Annotated in this window: 19 protein-coding genes; 1 reads left to right on the top strand and 18 read right to left on the bottom strand. The window is 58.0% G+C overall.

Annotation, left to right across the window (positions count from 1 at the left end; all coding sequences use genetic code 11):
• The 10 genes from pyrF to BUB22_RS05150 form a co-directional block, all read right to left on the bottom strand.
• Positions 1 to 897: an orotidine-5'-phosphate decarboxylase gene (gene pyrF / locus BUB22_RS05195; RefSeq protein ID WP_072807754.1), complete on the bottom strand. Its 897-nt coding sequence runs from the start codon at positions 895 to 897 to the stop codon at positions 1 to 3.
• Positions 897 to 2,165: a TrmH family RNA methyltransferase gene (locus BUB22_RS05190; protein ID WP_073114202.1), complete on the bottom strand. Its 1,269-nt coding sequence runs from the start codon at positions 2,163 to 2,165 to the stop codon at positions 897 to 899. Before BUB22_RS05190 ends, pyrF begins: the two co-directional genes overlap by 1 nt.
• Positions 2,162 to 4,030 (bottom strand): 1-deoxy-D-xylulose-5-phosphate synthase, encoded by a 1,869-nt coding sequence (gene dxs, locus BUB22_RS05185; RefSeq protein ID WP_073114201.1) that lies wholly within the window; start codon positions 4,028 to 4,030, stop codon positions 2,162 to 2,164. Before dxs ends, BUB22_RS05190 begins: the two co-directional genes overlap by 4 nt.
• Positions 4,030 to 4,917: a polyprenyl synthetase family protein gene (locus BUB22_RS05180; RefSeq protein ID WP_073114200.1), complete on the bottom strand. Its 888-nt coding sequence runs from the start codon at positions 4,915 to 4,917 to the stop codon at positions 4,030 to 4,032. The genes dxs and BUB22_RS05180 overlap by 1 nt, the downstream gene beginning before the upstream one ends.
• An 80-nt stretch (positions 4,918 to 4,997) precedes the next feature.
• Entirely contained in the window at positions 4,998 to 5,744 is a 747-nt protein-coding gene (locus tag BUB22_RS05175; protein WP_073114199.1) for a hypothetical protein, read from the bottom strand.
• Positions 5,745 to 5,949: 205 nt separating this feature from the next.
• Positions 5,950 to 7,596 carry a carboxypeptidase-like regulatory domain-containing protein gene (locus tag BUB22_RS05170; RefSeq protein ID WP_073114198.1) on the bottom strand — a complete coding sequence of 549 codons (1,647 nt, stop codon included), beginning with the start codon at positions 7,594 to 7,596 and terminating at the stop codon, positions 5,950 to 5,952.
• Positions 7,593 to 8,429, bottom strand: coding sequence for a TIGR02147 family protein (locus BUB22_RS05165; RefSeq protein WP_072807748.1), 837 nt, complete (start codon positions 8,427 to 8,429; stop codon positions 7,593 to 7,595). The genes BUB22_RS05170 and BUB22_RS05165 overlap by 4 nt, the downstream gene beginning before the upstream one ends.
• 102 nt (positions 8,430 to 8,531) lie before the next feature.
• The gene (locus BUB22_RS05160; protein WP_072807747.1) at positions 8,532 to 8,909 is read right to left on the bottom strand and encodes a hypothetical protein; all 378 of its coding nucleotides are present in this window, start codon (positions 8,907 to 8,909) and stop codon (positions 8,532 to 8,534) included.
• A 3-nt stretch (positions 8,910 to 8,912) separates the two neighbouring features.
• Entirely contained in the window at positions 8,913 to 10,244 is a 1,332-nt protein-coding gene (locus tag BUB22_RS05155) for a GGDEF domain-containing protein (RefSeq protein WP_072807746.1), read from the bottom strand.
• 66 nt (positions 10,245 to 10,310) lie between these two features.
• Positions 10,311 to 11,375, bottom strand: a complete 1,065-nt coding sequence (locus BUB22_RS05150; RefSeq protein ID WP_083535399.1) for an SGNH/GDSL hydrolase family protein — start codon at positions 11,373 to 11,375, stop codon at positions 10,311 to 10,313.
• 131 nt (positions 11,376 to 11,506) lie between these two features.
• Here BUB22_RS05150 and BUB22_RS05145 point away from each other — a divergent pair, with 131 nt between their 5' ends.
• Positions 11,507 to 12,037, top strand: a complete 531-nt coding sequence (locus BUB22_RS05145; RefSeq protein ID WP_073114196.1) for a c-type cytochrome — start codon at positions 11,507 to 11,509, stop codon at positions 12,035 to 12,037.
• A gap of 165 nt (positions 12,038 to 12,202) precedes the next feature.
• On the opposite strand, the gene BUB22_RS05140 is transcribed toward BUB22_RS05145, so the two are convergent.
• The 8 genes from BUB22_RS05140 to BUB22_RS05105 form a co-directional block, all read right to left on the bottom strand.
• On the bottom strand, positions 12,203 to 14,086 hold the full coding sequence (locus BUB22_RS05140) for a hypothetical protein (RefSeq protein ID WP_254794648.1): 1,884 nt from the start codon (positions 14,084 to 14,086) through the stop codon (positions 12,203 to 12,205).
• A gap of 70 nt (positions 14,087 to 14,156) precedes the next feature.
• The gene (locus BUB22_RS05135; protein WP_254794647.1) at positions 14,157 to 16,877 is read right to left on the bottom strand and encodes a helicase C-terminal domain-containing protein; all 2,721 of its coding nucleotides are present in this window, start codon (positions 16,875 to 16,877) and stop codon (positions 14,157 to 14,159) included.
• A gap of 15 nt (positions 16,878 to 16,892) precedes the next feature.
• On the bottom strand, positions 16,893 to 18,677 hold the full coding sequence (locus BUB22_RS05130; RefSeq protein WP_073114195.1) for an Ig-like domain-containing domain: 1,785 nt from the start codon (positions 18,675 to 18,677) through the stop codon (positions 16,893 to 16,895).
• Between the two features lie 10 nt (positions 18,678 to 18,687).
• Complete coding sequence (gene lepB, locus BUB22_RS05125) at positions 18,688 to 20,079, bottom strand: signal peptidase I (protein WP_073114194.1); 1,392 nt, start codon at positions 20,077 to 20,079, stop codon at positions 18,688 to 18,690.
• Positions 20,080 to 20,085: 6 nt separating this feature from the next.
• Positions 20,086 to 20,856, bottom strand: coding sequence for a LytR/AlgR family response regulator transcription factor (locus BUB22_RS05120; RefSeq protein ID WP_072807741.1), 771 nt, complete (start codon positions 20,854 to 20,856; stop codon positions 20,086 to 20,088).
• The gene (locus BUB22_RS05115) at positions 20,853 to 21,299 is read right to left on the bottom strand and encodes a copper resistance protein NlpE N-terminal domain-containing protein (protein ID WP_072807740.1); all 447 of its coding nucleotides are present in this window, start codon (positions 21,297 to 21,299) and stop codon (positions 20,853 to 20,855) included. Before BUB22_RS05115 ends, BUB22_RS05120 begins: the two co-directional genes overlap by 4 nt.
• A 19-nt stretch (positions 21,300 to 21,318) precedes the next feature.
• On the bottom strand, positions 21,319 to 22,230 hold the full coding sequence (locus tag BUB22_RS05110) for a formylglycine-generating enzyme family protein (RefSeq protein WP_073114193.1): 912 nt from the start codon (positions 22,228 to 22,230) through the stop codon (positions 21,319 to 21,321).
• Positions 22,227 to 25,649, bottom strand: coding sequence for a hypothetical protein (locus tag BUB22_RS05105; RefSeq protein WP_254794646.1), 3,423 nt, complete (start codon positions 25,647 to 25,649; stop codon positions 22,227 to 22,229). The genes BUB22_RS05110 and BUB22_RS05105 overlap by 4 nt, the downstream gene beginning before the upstream one ends.
• Between the last annotated feature and the right edge of the window lie 57 nt (positions 25,650 to 25,706).

Genomic DNA, 25,706 nt, shown 5'->3' with positions numbered 1-25,706 from the left:
CTAAAAATTGCAGGCCTCAGCGAGTTTTTCGAGTGCATCGATGCAGTCGACCGCGAAGTTTTCGGGCTTGCCGCTACGCTGCCATGCAAAGTTGAGACCGCTGGAACTGTTGAGCACGTGGAACTTGCGCTTGCCGCCACCGTTCGCGATTGCGGTAAGTACCGTCTTCGCATCGCCACCCTGCCCACCGGGGACACCGGGGATAGACACGCCCGGAATCAGGAACGGAATTTCGTGCTTCTTCGCGACCGTGTAGGCGGTAATCTGCTCGAGTTCCTCGGGGTGAGTCGCGCCCACGACCGCACCCAGGTAACCGAGACTGCCGTCCCATTCCATAATCTTGTCGGCAACGGAGTAGAACGCCTGCGCATTGTCGCGCGGGTCATCGCTACGGACAACGGTCATGTCCTGGAAATCGTGCGCACCCTTGTTGCTCGTACGGAGCAGCACGTACGCACCGTTCTCGGAATTCTCGCGAATGAACGGGCCAACGGAATCGGACCCCATCCAGGGCGAAACCGTAACCGCGTCTGCACCATACACATCGTAGGCCGCGTTCGCGTATGCCGCACTAGACTTGCCGATATCGCCGCGCTTCGCGTCGAGAACCACGGGAATGCCCGCACTCCTGTAGTCGGCAATCAACTGCTGCAGCACAAGCATCGCCTGCACGCTCACGCATTCGTAGTAAGCGCTGTTCGGCTTCACCACCGCGGGCGTAACGCCACGCCGGAGCGCCTCTTCCAGAATTTCGGAATAGAAGCGCTTGATTTTCTCTTCGGCACTACCCTGCGGGCAGCACGGGTCGATAAGCTTGAGCACCGGGTCCATGCCGAGGCACACCGGGTTGCCGCACTGCGCAATGCGCTGCTCGAGACGTGTATGGAAATTCGCCATTACTTGAGTTCCTCCTGGATCTGGGCGGCCTCGTAACTGAGGATGCCGTGAGCCACGGAAACGTTGAGGGATTCGAGCTCGCTGCTCATCGGGATCTTCACCGTCTCGTCGGCAATCTCGATGAAGTACGGGTTGGTGCCCGCGCCCTCGTTACCCACGAGGAATGCCATCTTGCGGAGCTTGCGTGCGGGAATATCGCGGAGCGTCTGCTTTGCATGCAGATCGGTCGCGATAATCGTGTAGCCCTTGCTGCGCAGGAAGTTGATATGGTCGATGAGGTCGATATCGAACTCGAAGGGCACGCGCAGGAACGTTCCCGAGGAACCGCGCACCACCTTCGGGTTGAACGGGCTCACCGTACCGCGGCCAAGCACCATGCCGTCGGAACCGAACCCGAGGCTCGTGCGGAAGAGCGTACCGAGGTTACCCGGATCCTGCACTGCATCCACGAGCGTAATCACGCTGCGGCTCGCCTCGTAAACGGGCTTCGTGTTCGCGATGCGGCAATGCGCAATGATTCCCTGCGTTGTGACCGTGGAGGAAATCTGCTTCATCTTGTCGGCTTCCAGCACGTGGATGGTAATGTCGGCATCGTTAATCTTCTCGATGAGGGCTTCGTTCTCGAAGTCCTCGGCCACGTAGATGGCAATGACGATTTCCCTGTGCTTGGTGACAAGTTCGTCTACAACGTGCACGCCTTCGCCCAGGAATCGGCCTTCGCGTTCACGGCCCTTCTCGGTCGTGATGGCGAGGAGCTTGCGGAACCAGGGCGGGTTGCCGGCGCTTTCCGGAGCTGTTTCTGCCTGGGCGGCGCGGGCTTCGAGTGCGGCCTCGTCGATATTCTCGTCAACAACGGCCTCTTTCTGCTCGGGGCGCTGGCGGTAAACCGGAGCGTTCTCCGCACCGTCAAAACTGCGGAACGGGCGGTCGCCACGCTTGCCAAAACGGTCCCCGAAACGTCCACCTTCGCGACGGCCGAAGGGGCGGTCGCCAAAGCGGCGCGGGCGGCGTTCACGGTCAAAGCGTCCATCGCCTTCGCCACGCCTGCCAAATTCCTCGCGCTTGCTGCCGTCTTCACGCAGGCCACGCGGGCGGTCCGAACGGAACCCGGCGCGTTCACCATCGCTACGGCCACCAAAGGTAGGACGGTCACCGAACTTCTTGCCTTCACCGTCGTCCTTGCGCGGGCGGCGTTCGTCCTTCTTCTCGCTCACCCCGAACTTGCGGGTAAGAGTCGATCTCACTGTGCGCTTGTTTTCTTCGCTCATAGTCTTTCCATCAATTGCTTGGCGACGGATTCACCGTCAATTTTCAAGAGTTTGTACAGGTTCTGGATTTCGCCCTGTTCCACAAAACGGTCCGGCAGCCCGAAGCGGAACAACTTCTTGTCCGTAATTCCGAGATCGGCCATGAGTTCCATCACGGCGGAACCATATCCGCCGATAAGGGTATTGTCTTCCAGAGTGACAATGACCTTGTGGGTTTCGAACAGGCTGCGGTAGGTTTCCGTATCGAGCGGCTTTATGATTCGTGCATCCACAAGCGTGGGATTGTAGCCGTTTTCTTTAAGGACCTTCGCAGTCTTCTTGAGTTCGTGTGTCATGAAGCCTGCCCCGAGGAGCAGGATATCCTTGCCCTGTTCAAGCACCTTCGGGAGTTTCGCGTCGAAGGGGCCTGCAGGGGGATTGAGCGTTTCGGCAAGAGCCGTCCCGCGGGGATAGCGGATAGCGACAGGGCCTTCCATGTCGATGGAGGCAGTTATCATATCCCTAAGTTCGTTCTCGTTACTGGGCGCCATGAGCGTAAGCCCGGGCACGGTGCGCAGGAACGAAAGGTCGTATGCACCATGGTGCGTAGGGCCGTCGGCACCCACAAGGCCAGCGCGGTCGAGCACCAGCACCACATGCAGGTTCTGGAGCGCGATATCGTGCATAATCTGGTCGTAGGCGCGCTGCATGAAGCTCGAGTAGATTGCAACCACGGGCACGACGCCATCGCAGGCAAGGCCCGCGGCAAACGTCACCGCATGCTCTTCCGCAATGCCCACGTCTATCACGCGGTCGGGCAGTTCCTTCGCGACAATGTCCATGCCGCAGCCCGTAGGCATCGCGGCAGTAATGCCCATGATGCGGTTGTCCTTCTTCGCAAGTTCCAGGAGCGTCTTGCCGAACACGCTCGTGAGCGAGGGGTTCGGGCTGCCCGGAGAAAGCGGAAGCCCGCTCTCGGGGTCGAACGGCCCCGTACCGTGGAACTTGGTCGGGTTCTTCTCGGCGGCATCGAGACCGCGGCCCTTCTCGGTAAGCACATGCACAATGCACGGGCCGGGCTGCGACTTCACTCGCTCGAGAATCATGATAAGCTCGTTGATGTCGTGACCGTCGATGGGGCCGAAGTAGCGGATGCCCAGGTCCTCAAAGAAGGCGCCCGGCTTCACCGCATTCTTCGCGGCAGATTCCACCTGCAAGAAGAGGTCGCGGAAACGGCGACCGAGAATACCGGGCACACGTTTCATCAGGCGGTCCAGGTCCGAACGCATCTTGTTGTAGACCGGGTCCGAAATTACGCGATTCAGGTACTTGCTGAACCCGCCCACGTTCGGGGCGATGCTCATCCTGTTGTCGTTCAGGATGATAGTCATGTTCTGCTTCGAGATGCCCGCGTTGTTCAGGGCCTCGAAAGCCATACCGCCGGTCATGGAACCGTCACCGATGACAGCCACCACGTTGTTCTTGCGGTTAAAGTGGTTACGCGCTACTGCAAAGCCGAGAGCCGCAGAGATGGACGTAGTCGCATGACCCGCGCCAAAGCAGTCGTACTCGCTCTCGTTACGCTTCAAAAAGCCCGAGATGCCGCCCTGCTGGCGGAGCGTCTCGAACCGGTCGTAACGGCCCGTCAATAGCTTGTGCACGTACGCCTGGTGACCCACGTCCCAGACAATCTTGTCTTCGGGAGCGTTGAACACGTAGTGCAGCGCAAGCGTGAGTTCCACCACCCCCAGGCTCGAAGCCAGGTGACCGCCGTGCTTGGAAACCTGCCCGATAATCGTATCGCGCACCTGCTTCGCAAGGCAGTTCAGTTCCTCGACGGAACAGTGCTTAATGTCCTGGGGAGACTTTACGTCCTTAAGTTCCATTACTTGACCCGGGTAATGATGAATGCGGCAATAGAGCGGAGGATGGAGGTATCGCCCTCGAGGCCTTCAAGCGCCTTGAGCGATTCCTCGTAGAGTTCGTGGGCGCGTTCGCGGGATTTCTCGAGCCCGACGATGGAGGGGTAAGTCGCCTTGCCCTTCTCGATATCGGAACCGGCGTCCTTGCCCAGTTCCTCCGTCGTGGAGACAATATCCAGGATGTCGTCCACAATCTGGAACGCAAGCCCGATGGAACGCCCGTAGTTGCGGATGGCTGTAATGGACTTGTCGTCGGCACCGGCGAGCATCGCGCCCACCTGGAGAGCCGCCTCGATGAGGGCCGCCGTCTTGTGGTAGTGGATGTAGTCGACCGTCTCGAGGTCAACCGTCTTGCCCTCGCACTCGATATCGGTCATCTCGCCACCGATCATGCCGTAGGTACCCAGCAGGTGGGCCAGCACCTCGATTGCACGGGCATCGCCCGCACGGCCCATCAGTTCAAAGGCGAGTACGCAGAGGGCATCGCCCGCCATCACGGCAGTCGATTCGCCAAACTTCTTGTGGTTCGTAAGCTTGCCACGGCGGTAATCGTCGTTATCAATGCAAGGGAGGTCGTCGTGGATAAGACTGAACGTGTGGAGCATCTCGAGTGCAGATGTCGCGAGCCACACCTTGTCGCCCTTGCCACCGAACATGTCGAAGGTCGCCTTGACCAGGGCGGGGCGCAGGCGCTTGCCGCCAGCAAACATCGAATAGCGCATAGCCTCGTGCAAACGGCACGGAGTCTCATTTTCGGGCGGAAGATGCTCATCAAACTTCGCTTCCGCTTCTTTCGCAACGCGTGCGAGATATTCCTGCGCGACGGCAGATTCCTTTTCAAGATTTTCCATAGCCCAAAGATACTTAAAAAAGGCCCGCCAAACAACAGGGCGGGCCTTTGAATAATGGGAAAAAGATGATTATTTTCAATTTACGGTGACGCCGAACTAGCACTTTCGGCAGACTCATCCCCATCAAACCTTGACTTGACCGGAGTGGACCAATTTTCAAGCACAAAAGAATCCAAATCAGCGGCAATAGAATCAAGAACGTCCTTATCGCCTAGTTCAGAATTCGTGGGCATCACACACGACAGCGACAGGGTTTTTGCGGCACAATCATCCTTGATATAATCTGCAAATTCGCCCACGTTTTGCGAACATTTTTCCTGGAAGAACATCAAATCCTTTACGCACGCTTCTTCCGCCTGGTACATCGTATTGCTCCAAAGCCACACCACATACCTTTGCGCATCCTTTTCTAACAAGCGATAATAAACGCCGTAGGCGCCCGTACCGTCACGCCCTGAATACTGGATTCCGTTTTCTTCATAGAAGGCACTAATATAGCCAAGAACCTTCTCGCCCACCGAGGGCGTGTACAGAGGCGTAGCTTCTGTCCTAAAAATATATTCCGTCTTTGACAACGGCTCAATACAATTGTAATCGTCCGTCAATTCTGTCGATGCAGGAGGGTTGCATTTTTTCGCCGTATCGACAGGAACTATTCCATAAAACACCGCAGAATCAAGGGAATCATTTGCCCCTCTTTTGGTAGACAAGGCGGAAGCCTTGTCACTATTTTCCATCTCCGCAGTCGCACCATTCGACGAATCGTCAGAGCAGGCACAGCACAGCAGTAGAGGGAATGATGCAAGAATGAGTGTTATCTTTTTCATAGGGCCTCCTTTAATTAAATATACTCCTTTTTGGCTCTTCTGAGCTAAGTGTGGAACATTTTTCCTAAAAGACAGCCTAAAAATGGCATAAAAACAATGGTAAAGGGCTTGAAATGGTTATAAAAAAGATCCCCGCCTGCGCGGGGATGACAATACAGGTTCGCGGTTGCCGCGCCTCTACGAGGCCCGCAATGACAATTGAGTATTAGAACAGTGCGCCGTAGAGGATCACGTCGTCGATGTAGAACTCGGAGCCGTCCTGCACAAAGATGTGGAACTGCTTGACCCAGCTCTTGACTCCGCTCCACGAGGTGAAGCAAGATTCCGTCGTCGCGGCACCCACGCAGAGTTCCGCCGGGTTCACGCTGATGCGCTGCCAGTCCTTGGAAAGCGGGATCCATTCGGTGGCGGCCTTCAGGTTCTTGCTCTGGTCGATGTAGTTCTCGAGCGAAAGCCTTATGTTGCCGTTGCCCTTCGCGTAGAACACCACGGAATCGATTTCGGAGAACTTCATGTTGTGCTCAAACGCGGTACCCACAAGCGCCCAGGCGTAATCGTCGTTGGCGAGCTTGTACGTGCCGTGGAACACCTTCGACTTGCGGGTCGAATCGTACACGATTCCTTCCTTCACGCTGTTCGCAGGCTTGATTTCGGTACCCTTCTTGAGGCTATCCGTATTCAGGTACCAGCCTTCGCCACCATTCTCGAAATCCTGCAACACCTTCACCGGGTTCAGGAACTGCGTGCTGTTGGATTCCGCCACGGTGTTCCATTCCGCATAGAGGCTGTTCAGGCTGTCGGCAGTCACGAAGTATATCGGGAGCGAATCGCCCGCAGGCACGCTCGGAAGCACGTAGGCGCCCACGTCGTTCGTCTTCACAAGCACATCGAGCCCGTAGACACCCACCCAGAGGAACTCATCCACCGTGCGGAGCGTTACTTTACTCGAAACAGACGCGGTCGCCGAAATCCATATGGTATCGAGATCCGGCAGGTCTTCCGCATCGAACACCTTCGAGAACGCAAACCCGTCAGAAACGACCGTCAGGCGGTATTCCCCCTTCTCGGGCCATTCCATGGTAAACCTGCCGTTCGCATCGGTGCGGACATCGGAATCCACCATCGCATTCTGGACTGCAAACTTCTCGGCCTTCGCGTCGGCAGCACGGAGGGCGACCGTCGCGTATGCGGCAGGGGAACCATTCTTCTGGAGCACCACGATTTTCCCTTCGTCAGGGTTCGGGGCGCGGTAGTCCTTCAGCACGGATTCGCGGGGTTTCAGGTACAGGGATTCTTCACCCAGGGATTCCTTGTAGTCGCCGTCCACGAAATACAGGCGCAGAGAATCGTTCGCCGGGAGCGACGGAAGTGCGAACCAGCCATTTGAATCGCTCTTCACGAGCACGTCGGTACCGTGCACGCCAACCCACACGTTGGAACTGCCCTCGGGCACATCCACGACACCCGCCATCAGGGCTGTCGCCACCAGGTTCACGGTATCGTTCACGGCGCCATTTTCGCCGAAGTCGCTACGAGAAACAATCTTCGAGAACGCGACACCATCGTGAACCACGGTCAGGCGGTACTTGCCATCGGCCGGTACCTTCACGTCAAACAGGCCATTCTCGTCGGCATACGCATCGGCCACGACAAGCGCATTTTCTTCCACGGCCTGGGCCGCCTTGAAGTCCACCTTACGCAATGCGACAGACGCGTAGGATGCGGGCTTGCCGTCAACGAGCGCAAGTCCGTTAGTGGTCTCGCTGCCAGGGCCCTTCGCAATATCGTCAGTTGCAGAAGAGCAGAACCAAGTAGCAAGCGCAACCGGTACTAGAAGAAGCAACTTTTTCATTTTTCCTTCTCCTGCAATTTCTTCGCAAACCCTATCGGGAACAACTGCACATTCAGCTGGAACACCGTATCGTCGCCATCGCCTTCCTGCGACAGGCGCAACAGTTCGCTACGGAATTCCTTGATCTTTTCGCGGATGAGCGCAATATCGTCCATGTTGAACGTCATGGTCACCGTGCTGATGTCGCGCAGCGGCGGCGCGTGGCGCTCGAGCGATTCGCCCGCGAGGCGGATAGTTTCCTTCTGGAACGTACGCACGGCCTCGGAGCGCCAGTTTCCACCGGTGCTCACGAAGGTGTCGTTCACCTTCCAGTAGCCGTCCCTATCCTTCGAGATCATGTTTAAATCATACAAAAGTTTTACGGCGCTCTTGGCCTCTTCCACCGTAATCGGGGGCGTACAGCACTCCGCAAGCCCCTCGTAGTCGTCCTTGAACCGGCAAATGCCGATAATCGAGCGGATAGAATTGCAGTACCAGTGACGGTAGAACTCGAGCTCCTTCTTCGCGAGCCTCTTCAGGGGGATTCCCTTCAGAATCTGCATCTTCTCGTAATGGTTCAAGGCCTCCGCATCGGTCTTCGCGCGCCCAAAACACACGAGTTCCGTCCAGTAGGCAGTCTCCTTCTCGTCGAGCTCGAAGAACTCGGCCATCGGCTTCACGAGCGAGAGTGTCAGGTGGATCTTCCCCTGCGATACGCGGAGGAGGTTGCCCGGGTCGGCCCCGAGCTTCATTGCCATGTAGCGCCAGGATATAACGGTCTTGCGCTGTTTGAAGTCATCAAACGCGTCGCGGATCCATTCACGGTAGTCTGTATATTCGAAAATCGGTTTCACAGAATTATCCTTGTCGTTACATCCCACAATACAATAGGTAAGGCAATGTCTGCCAATACCTTAAAAATAAAACTATCGCGGCCCGAAAGGTAGTAGCCGCGACTAGTCTCCGTTGTGAAAATTTACAACGACTTTTTCGGCACCGGAGCAAACGGCAGTAAACCTGCACTCGGTGGCAACTTCCGCCCCGGAATTCGCGCAAATTCCCTTAAATTCGAGGTTTTCGCCCTTGATATCGAACACGACATCGTAGTCGAGGGACTCGAACTTCGACTCCCGGACGGCCTTCTCGCGCATCAGGAGCGATGTGACGGATATCACGCAGGCATCCTTCTCGGGGTGGGCCTCCGCGGCCTCCGAAAGGGCATGCCAGTTGAGCTGGATGGGCTTGAAATCCACCTCCGGCTCCTTGTGCGCGCACGAAGCGAGCAACAGGGCGGCAAGCGCAAGGACTAACGGGAATGTCGCTATGCGGGGCATAGGCTAGCGGGCCTGGCGCCGGTAGGTCGCACTCGTCACGCGGTTGCGGCCGCCTTCCTTCGAGGCGTACAGGGCCTTGTCCGCACGTTCGAACAGGCGCTTCGGGTCTTCGCCCGCAATCATCTCGGAAATGCCGAACGAGCAGGTAATGCGCTGCTGGCTAATGAGCTGCGTGTTCTCGATAGCCACGCGGAGCTTCTCGGCCAGGAACTGCGCATTCTGGATGGGCGTCTCGCCGCACAAGATGACGAATTCTTCGCCACCCCAGCGCACCAGGCTGTCGCTGTTGCGGATCTTGCCCTGGATAAGCTTGGTGAGGTTCACGAGCACCTCGTCGCCCACGTTGTGGCCGTAAGTGTCGTTCACTTCCTTGAAATGGTCGATGTCCAGGAGCACGAACGAGACCGGACTGCCATTCTTGGTCAGGTTTTCCTGTTCGCGCAAGAGCACGCTACCGAAGCCGGCGCGGTTGAGGCAACCCGTGAGCGGGTCGGTACGGCTGGACTTCTCGTACTCGCTCTTCTCAATCTCGAGGGCGGCCAGGTACTTCTCGAGTTCTTCCTGCTTCTTGCGGTTGGCCGCGCGTTCGCGGTTGTAGTCAAAGAAGCGGATGACGAGGATGATGAGGAAGGTCACGAACCAGAGCGCCACCAGGATGGTCACGAGGTCCACCTTCGAAATCTTCTTGCCCTTGAAGCAGAACCCGCGGATTTCGAGCGTGCCGTAACCGAGCGGAGCATTCGTGCCCGTTTGGATCTCAATGAGCGGGATGTTCGAGAGGTCTACGCGCGCCTTGTGCACGTTAATCTCGTTCTGGGCGACCCACCAGGAGGCCACGCGGAATTCCTGCGGCACGAACACAGCCGGGTAAGTCTCTTCGAGCGGGAAGAACTCGACTTCGTTGAACTTGAGCGAGCCCTCGTCGCCTTCTCGGTAAAAATCCGCATCGTAGCCGCGGAAGTAGATACGCACCGTACCTTCGCCGCGGGGCTTGACCCACACGAAGATGCTATCGAACTTGGAGAAGTCACGGCCCTTGGTCTTGCCGTCGCCAAGCAGAATCTTCACGCCCGCATACGGGTAGGCATAGCCTTCCTTCAGTTCGTAGTCCACGATGATGGAGGAATCCGTGCGCGAAATCGCCACCGCCGAGGAGCCACCGTCGGCACTGTCCGTCTCGGCTATCACGTAGGGATAGTCGGAAAGGTTCAGGAACACGATATCGTCGAGACCGTTCTGGTAGGCAAAAAGGGCTATAACCGTTGCCGCCAGCAACACGAAGATCAGGATATTCATCCTGAAGAGAGCGTATATCTTTTCCATAATCCTGGACATAAATTTCTTCCTTCCTATAACCCTTAGGAATAAAGATAAAATATTATGTGAAAAAATGCACAGACTTTAGCGAGAAAGCCACCCACCCAGGCGTGCAACGAGGGGGCGCAGCGTGTTCGCGAGTTCCTTCTGCGAGTTTTCGCTCGGATGCCCGTGCAGGGCGGTGTTCTCAGTGTAAACAAACTTATACAGAATGTCGGTCTTCCCCGCCGCGACCTGGTCATTGTAGATACCCTCGACCACGCCGCCCAGGTCATCGTTCGGCCACGTCTTCGTCGCGACGAGCAGGAACTTCACGCCGGGGTGGAGCGCACGGAGCCTATCCAGGAGTTTCACGTACGCCTGCTTGAACTTGCCCACGTCCGCATACGGGGGCTCGCCCTGGAAGTCGTTTATACCCACGAACACGACCACGACCTGCGGATGGAACCTCTCGAAATCCCAGCGCTCGGTATTCGCGTCCTGCTCGGGCACGCCCATCATCGTGTAATCGTACAAAGTTTCAAGCGTCCATTCCGGGACGATGTTCGCGTAGTTGCGCACGAGCCCGCGACCGCTCACGGCATTCACATGGTAATCCGCCCTGAGGCTTTCGGACAGGATAAAGGCATAGCTCTTCGAAGCGTTCGTCTTCTCGAAGGGAGTGCCGTCTTCCGGACCCTTGCCTTCCACGCCGTACCCGACCGTGAAGGAATCCCCGATAAACTCGATGCGGCGGCTAGACGCCTTCGGCTTCTCGGCAAAGGAGCCCTTCTTCCCGAGGTCGATACCGTGAATGCAGAACTTGCCCGGGTTGGACTCGCTCACCTTGACAAGGCGGTAGGTATGCGGCTTGCCATCCTTCGGGGTGGAAAACTTCTGCTTCTTGCGGTCGGTAACCGTGACATACTTCTGCGGCTTGCCGTCTATCTCGAAAAGGAAACGCGCCTCGCCCTCTATGTCGAACGTGACCTCCGTCGTCTTGGCGTTGAAGGAAATCGATACCGCAGGGGCGCTTGCACACAGGCAGGAATCCTGCACGGACCAGCGGCCGTTCAGGGCGAGGGACTCTTTATCGATGGGCATGGAAGCACCTCCATATACGGTGGCGGCGAGCACGAAGGCGACCGACAAGAACATATTTGTATTCATACGGGATAAAGTAGAAAGTTCTTTTACGGGCAAGCAGGCTCGCGGGTTTACGAGCCGCACTTTGCAAGGATACGAACCGCACTTTGCAAGGATACAAACTGCGCGGACCGCGTGTTTTTTATATTCTCAGCATGCAGATGCGCAAGGTGACGTTTATCGCGGGGACCCTCGCCGCCCTCTACGGGGCGGCTGCGGTTACTGCCGGGGATACCCCGGGAGTCGCGCCGGTAGCGCGCCCTACGCAAGACGCCACGCCGACAAAATCGCAGGCACAAGACGCCGCTAAAGATGCCACGCAGGCAGTAAACGCGCCGGAGCCCGGTTCGCCGGGAGACACGCTCACCCGCGAGGACAAGCGCATGGCCTACCTCGTGTACAAGCTGCTCGACAAGAACGGCAAGATAAAGGGAGCGAACCTCAAGCGCGGCGCAAAACTCTTTTACCAGAACTGCAGGCCCTGCCACGGCGAAGACGGCATGCGCGTAAACGTGAACCCTTCCGGCAGGCCCATCTACATAGGGCAGCGCGCACGCGAGGACATGCCCACGTTCTGGTACCAGATGAACTTCGGCGACGAAGACCGCAACATGGAAGCCTACTACGACGAGATTACGCTCGACGAGATGAAGGACATCGCGGGCTACGCGCAGACACTCCCCTAAAGCGCGAACGGCCTCCCGTGAGCAGAAGGCGGCTTGCATTAACGAACCGTCGTAGGCGACCTTTGGACACTTGCGCTTTAGCGCTTAGTGTACATGGCCACCTTTAGGTGGGAGTGAGCGCCTGCCGGAGTAATTTAATACTTGAGCAAGGCGCGAACGGTCTCATTACGCAATTTTTTGCATCACCTTGATTTCTTGGATAAACGAAAGCTGCAGCGGCATGCCCGCCTCGGCGCCCTTCTCCTGGATTTCCACGTTGAGGGGGGCCTTCGCGAGGTGCAGCGCATGCACGGTGAACACCAGCTCGCGAACCTTGTCGGCACGCTTCGCGGGGTCCTTGACCTTCGCCGCGAGGTAGGTGCCCGTGAGTTTCGCATAACGTAACACCTTCACCAGGTCGAACGAATCGAGCTTCTGGTAAACGGAGCCGTACTTCGTGGAATCGAGGGCCGACTGCACCGTCGCCTCGTCCACGTCGTCCTTGAGCTCGTAGTCCACGTTGCCCTCGGCGGGCCACGCAATCGCAAATTCCTTGCGCCACTCGTCGGTCGGGGCGTGGTCGCGCTTCTTCGCGGAGCGGTCGGCAAACGGGCAGTACCCGAAACTTTCTAGGATATTGAGCGCGGCGGGTTCCTTCTTCTGGTCGAGCACGAACCCGTAACCCGGGATATACTCCTCGACGCATTCCATGAACTGCGGGAAGCGCGTGAGCTCGCCCAATATCTTGAGGTCATCTATCTTGAGGAGGCGCACCGTGCGCACCTTCGCCCCGTAGAAGGAGGCGTTCCACTCGCGGAAGGTAGAGAGCACGTTCTCGGGCGGCTTGATCCAGGCGATAAGCTGTTCCATGTCCGATTCGGGAATGTCGCTCTTGAGGCCCGCGATGTAGGTTTCCTTCTCGAAGTTGAAGCAGAGGAAGGCCTCGTCGTTCTTGACCTTCGCGAGGCATGCCACCGTAAACAGCAACTGCGGCGACATGGAGGCGCTGACCACCAGGTCGAAGTTCGGGAGCATCGACACCTGCCCTTCGTTCTGCGGGAGCACCGAGCTTGCCATCCATTCCCTTCCGACTTCGCTCACGGCAATCGCGGACACCTTGCCCGACTCGAACTGGAACTTCAGGAGACCGATGAGCCAGAGTTCGCGCATGGGGCGCGGGAGGTATTCCCAGGCGAGGTGCCTGTTCGACTCGAGAATGCGGCAGGAAGGATCCATGACCCAGAACAGGTACGCCGCATCGCACACGCAGCGCGGTTCGGCAACGCAGCGCAGCAGGCGCTTCAGGTGGAGTGCATCGTTACGGAAACGCACCTCGAGCCACCACGTAAGCACATACTGGTGCAGGCGGAAACCGCTCGTGCGCAGGAACTCGTATGCGGCCTCCGACGGGTACAGGAACGAATTTTCCTGTTCGAGCCATTCCCTCTGCGTGAGGAAACTGAAAATGAGGGTGAGCTCGTTCTCGCTCGCCTTCGCGGAAACCTTCCCCGAGGCGGTAAAAGCGTCGATGCACATCTGGTAGCTGCGGCGGTTCAGCGTGCCGTTCGTGTTCACGCGCAGTTCGCCGCGCTTGGCAAGCGAAAGCACGAGGCAGATATGCCATGCCAGCAGGCTACCGTATTCCTGGTAGGGCTTCGAAGATTCGGGAGCGCCCTGCAGTTCAATCTCGAAACTGTGCGCAAAATCGGTAAAGCCGTGGTACACGGCAACGCCCGAGGCCTGCGACCTCCACAGCAGGAACTCGCGGCACATCTGCAAGAGGAACGTGCGAAGTTCCTTGTTCTTCGCCACGGGTACGGTAAGGCGGAGCTCGTTGTAGGTGAGCCCGCGCGAGGCGCTATGATACACAAGGTTCAGGCAGCGTTTCTGCCACGGTTCCATATGCGCAAAAAGTTTGGCAACACGGTCCCTATCCGAAAAATAGGTCAGGACTTCAGACTGGATAAGTGCATTATTCAACAGGCCCTTCTTGCCGTAGGCCCTAGCGTGGACATCGCGAAGCAGCGGCTTCGACATGCCGTCAAAAAAGCTCTTCAAATCAAACATCATGCATCCTTCAATGGGGACGCAAATTTAGAAAAATTTTATCCGGGGTGTCTAAACGAACGCGGGAGAAGTGTCAAGAAACAAACCTCTTCACGTCGTCGACAGTGTTCGCAGTAACGTGCTTCATGTTCCATATACGTGCGAACGTCTTGCCGTACGCCTCGGTCACCACGCGGTTGTCGAGAATGAGCACCTTGCCACTATCGTTTTCCGTGCGCAGGAGCCTGCCCAGTCCCTGACGCAGTTCCATGTACGCCTCGGGTATGTAGTAACTCTTGAACACGTTCTCGCCCTTCGCCTTCAAGTCGGCAGAAATGCCCGCCACCAGCGGGTCGGAGGGGTTCGGGAACGGGAGTTTCGTCACGACGAGCAACTTGAGCGCATCGCCCGGGAAGTCGACACCTTCCCACAGGCTCTGGCACCCGAGAAGGCACGCGCCGCGCGACTTGCGGAACATCGCAATGAGGCCGTCGAGCGCGCCGTCCACATGCTGGCACAGCAAGAGCTTGCCCTTCGCGGCAAACACGGGAGCGAGCGCCGCCTGCGCCTTCATCATCGCGGAGATGCTCGTGAACAGCACCATCGTGTTCTCTTCCACATCGGGGAGCACCTGCACGAGCGTCTCGTTCAGCGCGTCGCCGAATTCGGGGGTCGAGGGCTTCGGCAGGTAGCGCGCCACCTGCACGGTGCGGCGTTCGTCGCTTGCGAACACCTCGCCGAACGCCTTGAGGAACGGGCGCTTCGTCTCGAGTTCCGACATGCCCATGCGCCCGGCGTAGTACGAGAGGTCACCCTGCACGGCAAGCGTCGCCGAGGTAAACGTCGCGGACTTTACCCACGGGTAGAATTTCTCTTTCCAGATATCGCCGGAACGGAGCGGTACGGCGTGAATCTTGATGGTGTGCGGGTTGAAGGGTTCTTCCATGTAGAACACCCAGCCATCGCGACCCGCCTTCACGAGGAACTCGAAATCGGAAGCGAACCGCGAGAGTTCTTCCATGCGGCCCGAGAAATCTCTCAGGAGGCCATCCAGGCCGGCGACACCCGCAAGCATTTCCGCGAGGGAATTCGCGCGGGACTTCGCGAGTTCGAACTGGTCGAGCACGTTCTTCGGGTCGGCCTCGAAATCCGCCGCGATACCGTTCCTGTAGATAAGTTCGCCCTTCCCCACCTTCTGCTTCGAAAGCTTCTTGCCAATCTTCATGAAGAAGCGGTGGAGCGCCTTTTCGGCTTCGCCGATATCGGCGGCGAGTTGCGTGCATTCGGCATGCGCCGCATTGTTCTCGGCAGGGATGCGCTTCTCGATTTCGGCAAGGAGCCCGCCGGGCACGCCCTTCGGGGGCACAAGCGTCTTCGCCACGTTCCTGAACCGGAAAAACGACACGTGACGGCCAAAGCTCTGGTTGCTGAGTTCGGGCAGGCGGTGTGCCTCGTCGAATACCACGTGTTCGTACGCGGGGAGCAGCGCAAAATCGAGAGCGAGGTCGGCAAGGAACAGCGAGTGGTTCACCAGCAGCAGGTTCGAGGCCACCGCCTCGCGCTTCGCCCTGAGGGCGGGGCATACCGCATGGTACTTGCACTTTTCGCCCAGGCACGACGCGGCCGTGCTCGCAAGCTTGGACCACAGCACGCGATTGCGCGCACAGCTGAACGAGTTGCATTCCCCGATATCGCCCTTACCGGTAGTTACCGCCCACGGGAGGAGCGCCATGAAGGAATCGCGTTCTTCCGCCGAAAGGAGTGTCGAGGGGGCGTTCAAAATTTCCATCAGCTTGCGCACGCACAGGTAGTTGTCGCGGCCCTTGAGCACGCACGCCTTCAGCTTGCCATCGTACAGCGGGGCAATCTGCGGGATATCGTGCCCGATGAGCTGTTCCTGCAGGGCATGCGTCGCGGTGCTCAGCACCACGCGTTCACCCGCGACAGCCTTGTTCGCCGCCGCCACAAGGTATGCAAGCGACTTGCCCGAACCCGTCGGCGCCTCGAGCACGCAGATGCCGCCCTTGTACAGGTTGCGTTCCACGCACGAGGCGAATTCCTGCTGGTTGGGACGGGCCTTGAAGTTTTCCACCGTCTTCGAGAGGAGCCCGCCCTCCTTGAAGAAGGCGTCCACGCGCGGAGCCTTCGAGGCGACGACAGCACCCGCGGGGGCATCGCCTGCGCGCAGTGCAAGTGCGGGTTCGGCAAGTTCACCCTCGGGAGCCGTGCCGAAAAGTTTTTCCCAGTCGGTATGCGCCGCAATGCGGGTAAGGGCGCCCACGAGCCACGGGTCGAGAGCGCAAATTTTCTCGTACGCCATCACGAACAGCTTGCCGCACGCATCCGCATCGGGGAGCGCCCGGTGGGCGCGGCTGCGCTCGATGTTCAGCACCTGCGTGAGCGTATCGAGCCTGTGGTTGGGAACATCCTGGTAGGCAATTCTAGACAAGGTAAGCGAATCCCACACGGGATTATCCAGCGGGATACCCACCTTTTCCATCGCACTCTTCAAAAAACGGGAATCGAACGCCGCGTTGTGCGCCACGAGCGGCATGTCGCCAATGAAGGCGGAAACCTTTCCGGCGATGCCCGCAAATTCCTCGGCACCGGCGACATCCGCGTTCGAAATTCCCGTGAGGCTCTCGATGAACGGGCGCAGTTTTGCAGACGAAGGACGCACCAGGTAATCCACGTTCTCGACAGGAGCGCCGTTCTCGAAGCGGACAAGCGCCACCTCGATAATTTCGTCCTTCTCGAATTCAAGACCGGTGGTTTCCAGGTCAACCGCAACAAACGCAGGAATCTTTTCCATCATCTAAGCCTCACAAAATCAGGGAAGCGCCGGCATGTCCGGCAAAAGTTTTGCAATATCGTTCTCGCCGTTCGCCACATGCACCGTATCGGTAGGCGCACGCCAGGGCTTTCCGTAACGGAACGGAGAAAGGGAGCCGCCATCGGGCGTAAGCCTGCCCTCTTCCGCATAGTAGTAGTCAATAAAGTACTTGCCTTCCATCAGGTTGTCGAACGCGAATTTTCCGCCGTGGTCGCACTTCGTGTAGAAATACTTCTTGGTATCGACAGAGGCGAGTCGCACCGTCACGCCCGGGTTCGCATTCTTGAGCGTGCCCTTGAGCGACGCAAGCTTGATCTTCGGAACGGTTTCAAAGCGCACCAACTTCTTGTACTTGAGTTCTATAACCGTATCGCGCACGCCGTTGCTATCCGCCTTCGCGAGCGTCGTGTCCATGTAACCCATCAAGAAATCCACTGCGGCATCGGTCGGCCAGGGCTCGGCAGGCACCGCCATGAACCGGATGGCATCGAGGCGTTTCATGTCAACCTTCACCGTATCCTTGTTTATCGCCACATGGAACGTTTCCTTGAGCGAATCGAGCGGCTTGTTGTAGGCCACCACGAGCGTATCACCCGGGAAGGCGGACTTTGTCATCGAATACAGCTGGGTCTTCGAGATTGCAGGGTCAAGCGTATCGCTCGCCTTCTCCACCCAGTTCCATTCCACCTCGTCACGCAAGGTATCGAGCATACGGGAAAGGGAATCCTTCGCGTACTTACAGGCAAACTTGTACGTAAGCTCGGGAGCGGGGATAGAATCGAAGTAGAACTGAGGCTTGTTGCTCGAGGCCCCCATATACACGTACCTCGGGTGCACCGTACTGCCGTCGGGGTAAGTAAGCGTGCAGTTCGCGGTATCGGCGAACGCGGAATCAAAGAACACCGGCCTCGAGAAGTTCGCCTCGAGCACATGCGCAAAAGGCTGGCTCACCGATTCCAGTTCCAGGAGGGACGTATCCTGGTCGGCAAGCGCCACCCAGAGCGTATCCTTCGTTTCCTCGGTCAGTTCGAGGTCCTTCACCCACACGCCCGCGAGTTCCTGCGCAGGCTCGATTTTCTGGTTACCGTTCACGTCCACGAACGCCACCACGCGGTAACGGCCCGGCTTGAGCCCCGTAAGCGTAAAGCTGCCCACGCTATCCGCGCGCGTCATGAACAGCGGGGGCTCCTTCGTGAGCAGCGGGAGCGTATCGAGCACCTTCGTCGCCGTATCGCGGTACTTTTCCAGGTACCTGCGGCCCTCGCGTTCCGCGCCCATCAAGAACAGCCCTATGCTCGGGTAAGTCTTCTTGCGCGTCATGGAATCGTTCACCAGCACGCGGCCCGAAAGCGTGAGCGAGTCGATATGGTCGCCCGTAGAGAACACCACGTTGAACGGCTTTGCAAGCGCGTTGCCGTGCAGGTCCTTGATGCCGCTCGCGAACGTAACCGTGTACGTAGTTCCCGTATCGAGCGTGGCACGCGAAGTGAGCACCACCGTCTTCCCGCTCACCTCGAACTTCATCTTTCCCTCGATAGGCGGAGAAATCGATACGGCGCTGCGCGGGATAGACGCGTTCACCCACTCGTCGAATTCCAGCTTCACGTAGAGTTCTTCGGGATGGTTCGTCGTATTCGGGGCCGGGTACACCGCCGCAATGCGGGGAGGCAACTTGTCTTCGGGCCCGCCGCCCGGCGCCACCTGCGTCGCGCACGCCCAAAAGCCGATGCATGCAAGCACCAGTGCAAAGGCGTAGACGTATGCGGGGCGGCTCTTCTTCATCGGGTATACCTTAACGCTCGATAAGCGGGATTACCTTGCCAATGCGGGACCAGCGGATACGGAAGGGAATGCGCCACCAGGTGAACGGATTCCCCAGGCTGAACGCCTGGTCGTCGTTCTCGAAGGAGAAGTAGATGACGGAAGCCTTCGCGCGGATATTCCTCAGGTTCACAAAGCCCCAGTAACGGCTATCGGCGGAATTGTCGCGGTTGTCGCCCATCATAAAGAACAGCGGAGTCTTCACCGTATAGCGGTCAATCTCCTTCCCGTCAATCGTGAGCTTGCGGCGAATCTTGAGACGCGGGAGCGTATTCGGTTCCGCAAACACACTGTCAGAAGCAAGCGTATCCCTGCCGGCGCTGTCCTGTGCCACAGCGGAATCCGCAACAACAACCGCAGGGGAACTGTACATCGCGACATTGCCCTCGAGGTCACGCAGTATCGAGCCTTCCAGCCCCACATAGCTCACCTGGCGCGTAAACCCGCCCTTCGCGTGCGGGTCGAACAGCGGCAAAAAGCCGATGCGGGCCAGCTCGCGGAAATACGAGAAACTCATCGCGCCGCTCACCGTATCGCCCTGCGTAAGCCTGTGCTGGATTACGGTCCTGTTGCGCGTGAACATCGCATTCAAGAGCATGCCGCGGTCATTTTCCACCGGCACCTTGAAGTCGGTAAACTCGAAGTTGTTGTCCTCCACACCGTCCTTCAACAGCGTAAGTTCCAGTTCCACGTGGCTATCCGGATTTTCCTGCAGGATTATGGAACGCATCCACCAGAGTTTCTCGAGCGGGAGCGAATCCAGCACGAACTCGTCACCCACACTCGGAATCACGAAGGTCTCGCGCTCGTCACGCGGGGACTTGCTGCGGTACGTCTCGGTCCACTTGCCGCGTCCGGGAATCGTATCCTGCTTGACTCCGTTGATGTAGAGCCTTCCCTCGTGTACGGCAACGGTATCGCCATGCACGGCGACGCAACGCTTGATGTAGTCCTTCGGGCCGTCCGCGAAGTGTACCAGGTGCGGCTGCCCCGCCTCGGGTTCGTGGTCCCAGTAGAAGTTCCCGAACATCAGCGCGTTGAACAGGTGCGTGTAGCGCGCGGGATTGTTGTCGGGGTATTCCGGCTCCCCCGGGTAACGGAAAATCACCACGTCGCCGGGCTTGGGTTCGGCATACCCGGGAAAGTGCTTGTTGGTAAACGGAATCGGGGAACCGTAGGTAAACTTGAGCCCCAGCAGAAAGTCGCCGGTATGCAAGGTGTCTTCCATGGACCCGCTCGGGATCTGGAATGCCTGAATCACGTACTGGATTACCACGAGCGCAAGCACGATGGGCACGATTATCTCGCGCGCGAGCGACTTCAGGAATTTCTTTATCGAGAACTTATTCGGATTCTGTTCCATAATTCACTAGAGATTGCGTACGGACTTCACGAAGTTGCGGCTCACCAGAATCTGCGTGCGGTCCTTGTCGCGCAGCACCACATTCAGGCGGCTCATGTCCGACTTGCGGATTTCGGCGATGTAGTCGATGGCTACGAGATGTGCACGGTGCACACGCACAAACTGGCGCGGGTCGAGCTTCTTCTCGAGATCCACGAGCGGAGTGTCTATGATGTACTGGTTCGTCGGCGTATAGACGGTCGTATACTTCTCCTCGCTGTGGAAGCGGATAATCTCGTCCACGTTCACGAGCAAGATACGGTCACCGATCTTCACCTGGATGCGCTGCAGGTACTGGTCGCCCATCGCCATGAGGGAGCGGAACTTTTCCCACGAGAAATCCGCGGGCATCTGGTTCGTCGCCTCGATATCGGGCAGGCGCTTGCGCAACTTTTCCATCGTCGCCTCGAGGCGTTCGGGATCTACCGGCTTCAGCAGGTAATCCACCGTATTCTCCTCGTAGGCGCGGAGTGCAAAGTTCTCGTACGCGGTAGTGAACACGATGAGCGGCATCACGTCCTCGTCCACGTTCTTCAGCACCTCGAAGGCATCCATGTCGGGCATCTGGATATCGAGAAACACCACGTCCGGAGTGAGCTCGTTTATCTTCGAAATCGCCTGGGCGCCCGAACCGGCCTCGTCGATAATCTCGAGGTCCTCGGAATACTTTTCCAGGAGCGAACGCATGCGCACGCGGGCGAGCGGTTCATCGTCAACAATCAGCGTCCTTGCCTTCATTTTACTTCTCCTTCCTTTTTCTTGGGTGCAGTAATAATCTTTATAAGGTCGGCCTTCATGCCGTTCTCGTCGAGGTAGACTGTACCGGCACCGGTAAGCATCGAGAGCGCACCATACTTGTCGACCGCAAAGTTCAGGCGAAGCCCGTCATCGAGCACCACGGAAACCTTCCCGTCGCCAAACGAGTACTTGCCCCTGAGCGAATCGACCTTCACCGTATCGGTCATAAGAGTCTGCACAAAGAGCAGCGTGCTGTCTTCGGCAAGTTCCATGCGAACGCCGCGGGCCTTGCAGTTTTCACAGGGGAGCCTGCCCGAATAGAGGCCCACGAGAGTCTCTGGGATTTCCACCTTCGGCAATTCGGGGAGCGGAGCCGGTTCTTCCTTGGAGCAACCAGCCAAAAATAGACCCATACAAAGGGTCGCAAGCACAATCCTTTTCATGGGCTATAATCTAACAAAATTAGAGCAGTCCGCGGGAATAAACCACGCGGAACCCAAGCGTCGGAGCCGTATAGAGCGGGTCCTTCTTTTCGCGGACATCCGGAGCGCAGCCCTTGATGGGGTCGCTCCAGCCGCCACCGCGCACCACGCGGGCCGTACCCGAAGTGGCACCCGTGTAATTGTCCATGGCCTTCGTCGGGAATGCGCCGTACCAGTCGTTTACCCATTCGGCGACGTTACCCGCCATGTCGTACAGGCCGTAGGGATTCGGCGGATAGCTCCCTACCCTCGTGGGGCCAGAAGTTTGTCCGTAATACACGTAGTCCGACGCCTTGTCCGTACCCCAGTAGAACATCGTGTTCGTACCGCCATGCGCAGCGATTTCCCACTCGATTTCTGTGGCAAGGCGGAACGATTCCACCCCGTAATCGATTTCGAGAGCCTGCAGGTAGTTCTTGTCGCCCACGGAAGAATAGACGTAGGCCGTATCGAGCCCCATGCTCTTGGAAAGTTCATTGCAAAAGAGTACCGCATCGAACCAGGAAACATTCACCACGGGGTTCTCGGGGGCATCCTTTGGCTGGTCAGGCATGCCGCCCATCGCCTCCGCATATGCCGCCTGCGTCACTTCCGTCGCCGAAACGGAATACGCACTGAAAGAGAACTCGACAGAATTGACCTTCGCCTTCCCGCCCTGGAATTCAACCCAACGCAAAAGATTGTAGATAGAAGAATCGCGTTCCCCGCCATTCCCGGATTCACTACTGGAAGACTCAGCGCCAGAAGAAGAACTCGCCGTTCCCGAATCGGACTTCGGGGCCGTCGGGGCAATCTCTTCGGGTTCGCCGCTTGCCGTGCAGGCGGAGAACGTGAGCAGGAACGAGATAGCCACGCCTGCAAGCGTTAGTTTGTATAAATTTCCGCAGGTCATTTGATTACACCCACGCGGTAGAGTTTCTGCTTCGTCTTCCCGCTCTTGAACTTCACCTTGAGTTTCACCGTATAGACGGCGGAACCGAGCTTCTTCAGGTCGAGATTTTCGAACTGGTTGCGGCCCTGCGCAGGTTCATCCATCTTCTGCTTGAACACGCAAAGGCCCGTGATGTCGTAGAACTCGAGAGTAGCTTCCTTCGCCTGCGCGCCAATCTCGAAACGCGCCTTCGCGACACCTCCGCGTACCGGGTTCGGGAATACGAAGAACTCGCTTATTTCGTCCTTCTCGGATTCCTTCTCCACGTCGCCGAGCCTGCTGGCATCAAAGTAACCCGTGCGCTCGTTGCCACCCGCGGGGAGAGCCCATGCCGCAGGCGATTCCGCAGCCGCCCCGTTCGCCTTGCGCAGGCGGAAAGCGGAGAGGCTGTTGCGGTGCAATGCGTAAAGTTCAGGCCCCGCGGACTTCTTTCCCGGAACCGCATCCGCGACAAATATGCTCATCGGGTAGATTGTCCCAAGCGTATCCTGGTATTCAAAACTTCCTGCGGCAAGCGGGAACTGGTCCTTCACTTCCGTGCCCTTGCCCGTATAGGCGTACACGAGGCCGTCGCTGCTCGGGACAAGAATCTCGGGAATGTCGTCGCCGGTAACATCCACAAGGAGCGGGTCGCTCATGAATCCCGTAACCGGGGTACCGCGGGATATCTTCACCGGGAAACCAGCAATCGGGAGACCCGAGCGGTCGAGCGCATACACGAGGTTGTCGCCCAGGAACACGATTTCGGGGTAGCCGTCGCCGTTGATATCACCCAGCGCAATACCGGAAGTCTCGTCCTTCAGGCCGCTCGTACCGGCGGCTCCACGCTTGTACGTCTTGGTCCAGAGAGTCTTGATTCTGTCTTCCATCTTGAAGGCGGCTACGGTCCCGCGGCTGCCCACAATTACAGGTTCATTCTCACCATCCCTATCAATGTCCGCACAAGCAACACGGAAGGTTTCTCCCTTCTGCTTCGAGACGATTTCGGACCTGCTCATTGCCATGCCCGTGGGTACAGCAACACGGAGAATTTCTCCACCCGAGCCGGCAACCACAAGGAAATCCACGCCATCCTTGTGCGGGCAATACGCCATGTCTTCCGAAACAAATCCAGGTTCCTTCCAGGCAGGGGCAGCGTCTTGCCATTTGAGTTCTCCATCCGACAGCACCGCATGATCGACAGCGTCCTCACGAAGTACCCAAATGCGGTCATCCACAATAACCGGGCCGGCAACCGTACCCGTCATCCTTTGTGCATCGACGGTCGGGAGCCCACCCTTGAAAGATGTTCTCACGAAGTGCTCCTTATGCAGACTGTAAACATCCTTGCCATCGCTCGCTATGCCCACCAGCGGGCCAAAGCTTGCACCCACGCGGTACAGCGGCACTTCTCGCTCGGCGCCATTGCGGGCAAGCGACTTCTGCACAATCGCGGTATCGGCAACGAACAGCGTATCGCCCATCGCATTGAACGCCTGCAGCGTACCGTCTTCCGCACCCACCACGAGAATCTTCTCGCCCTCATTTTCAGGATCATCCACGAACACCGCGCCGCGCACCGCCGAATTCAGGCCAATCTCGCGCGGGAACTTACCGCCCTCGATACTCCCGTCGTCAATGCTTATCGTCACGCTGATTGTCTGTGCGGCAAAGTTCACCACGCTGTCGCCCATGAAGGCGTTCGCGGTCTTTTCCTCGCGGGCATCCTTCGGCACGTTCACCGTAATCTTCACGCCGGTATAGCCACCCATGGTGGTCATCGTGTTCGCGTAGCCCGAGGGCCCAATCGCCTTCACCGTATCGAATTTCTTCTTTTCGGAGTAGCGCAGGTGCGGCAACAGGTCCGTACCGCTTCCGTAGTCGTATGTATCCTCGCCTAGCGCGTTCTTGAATGTCTTCCCGATAGAGAGAACGCCGTCGGATTCCACCATCGCGATTCCGAACTGGTGGTCGCGCAGGGTGTCGCCGCCCCAGAAGTTCGCGATGCCGTACTGCAAGGTCTCGCGCAGGTACCAGTCATTCACGCGCCACACCACGATGCCGCTCGCCGGCAGCCCCGCATCGTAGCTGCTCAGGCCAACGATAAGGCCCTTCGCCTTCTTCTTGTTTACGGTGAACTTGCCATCCACGCAGGCGCCGTCCTTGTTCTTCACGCACACGCTGTCCTCGAACACGAGGCTCAGGCTATCCACCGGCACCGTGCGCCAGGTGGTATCCACATCGTCATCCGTCGTCCCGAGAATCACGTTCACCGTACCGTCATCGCTCCAGCTGCGCTGGCGATTTTCGATAAGCAGGTATTCGCTAGCAGAGAGCGGGACCTTCACGATTTCAGTCCCCTTGCCCGTACCCGCGGCAGAGATATCCACCGTCACGGGCTTACCCGCAACAGGGCGAACTTCCTTTACCTGCGACCAGCCCATGTAGGCGCGTTCCCACGCGGCAGGCATCGAGGGCATGAATCCGTTGCCCGCGTTGTAACCCGCAAAGTCCATCACGTCGTAATAGCCGAGGCGGCTTATCCCCTTCACCACGTCATAGGTGTTCGGGAGTCCGATCTCGCGCGCAAGCTGGTTCACCAGAATCCCGTTCACGCCCCAGTTGAGGCCATCCTGCGAGGCGGTTTCGCTCAGCACCATCACCGAACGGAGCGTATCGACCTTCCCGCCCGGAATGCGGATGCCCATCGTCGCGGTATCGCCGACGCTCGTAAGCCCGATAATCGGTTCTGCGGCCTTGCTCTTCGCGGAATCAGCCAGCAGGTATTGCCAGTCGTCGCCGGCAATGTAGATGTCCATAAAGTCGCCCGGAGTGTCCGCACCCTTCGTGCCCATGCTCCCGCCATCCACCAGGCGGCTCGCGCCCGCATGTATAATCATGTAGGCACGCTTCACGTTCGGGTTCTCCGAAACCGGAATGCGGAACGGCCCCGCCTCCGAGGAATCTGCGGCGGCAGCGGCAATGGCGTCGTAAATGAACGTGAGGTAGTCGCGACTGCGGGCCTCGTCGTACTCGGCAGTCTTTTCGCCCTTCTTCTTGCTCGTGCGGTTGTAGTCGATAATCGGCTTGGCCAGCGTATAGACGGTAGAACCCGTGGAGGGGTCAGGGAACACGCGGGCCTTTACCACCAGGTTCCCGCCGCTCACCGCATTGAAGTAGTTGTTCGCAAATTCAAAATGCTTGAGCCAGTACGATGCCGTACCCCTGCGGCCCGGAGGGTCGAGGCTGTAGGCGTCCTTCTCCTTCTTGTCGGAATCGAAAACGCCCGTGCCCGTCGTAAGCGAGTTGTCGTTCTTCTCTTCCTGGAACTGGATACGCAGCGCAAACACTTCAAGAGTATCTACGGCGAACGAGTTCGGCGCAAAAGCGAGTACACCCAAAAACAATGCAAATAGGGTCGCATTAAACTTCATGGTTACAATTTACAAAAAATAGGG

This window comes from Fibrobacter sp. UWCM (assembly GCF_900129735.1).
Classification (GTDB): domain Bacteria; phylum Fibrobacterota; class Fibrobacteria; order Fibrobacterales; family Fibrobacteraceae; genus Fibrobacter.
This window is presented reverse-complemented; position numbering and strand designations above follow the sequence as displayed.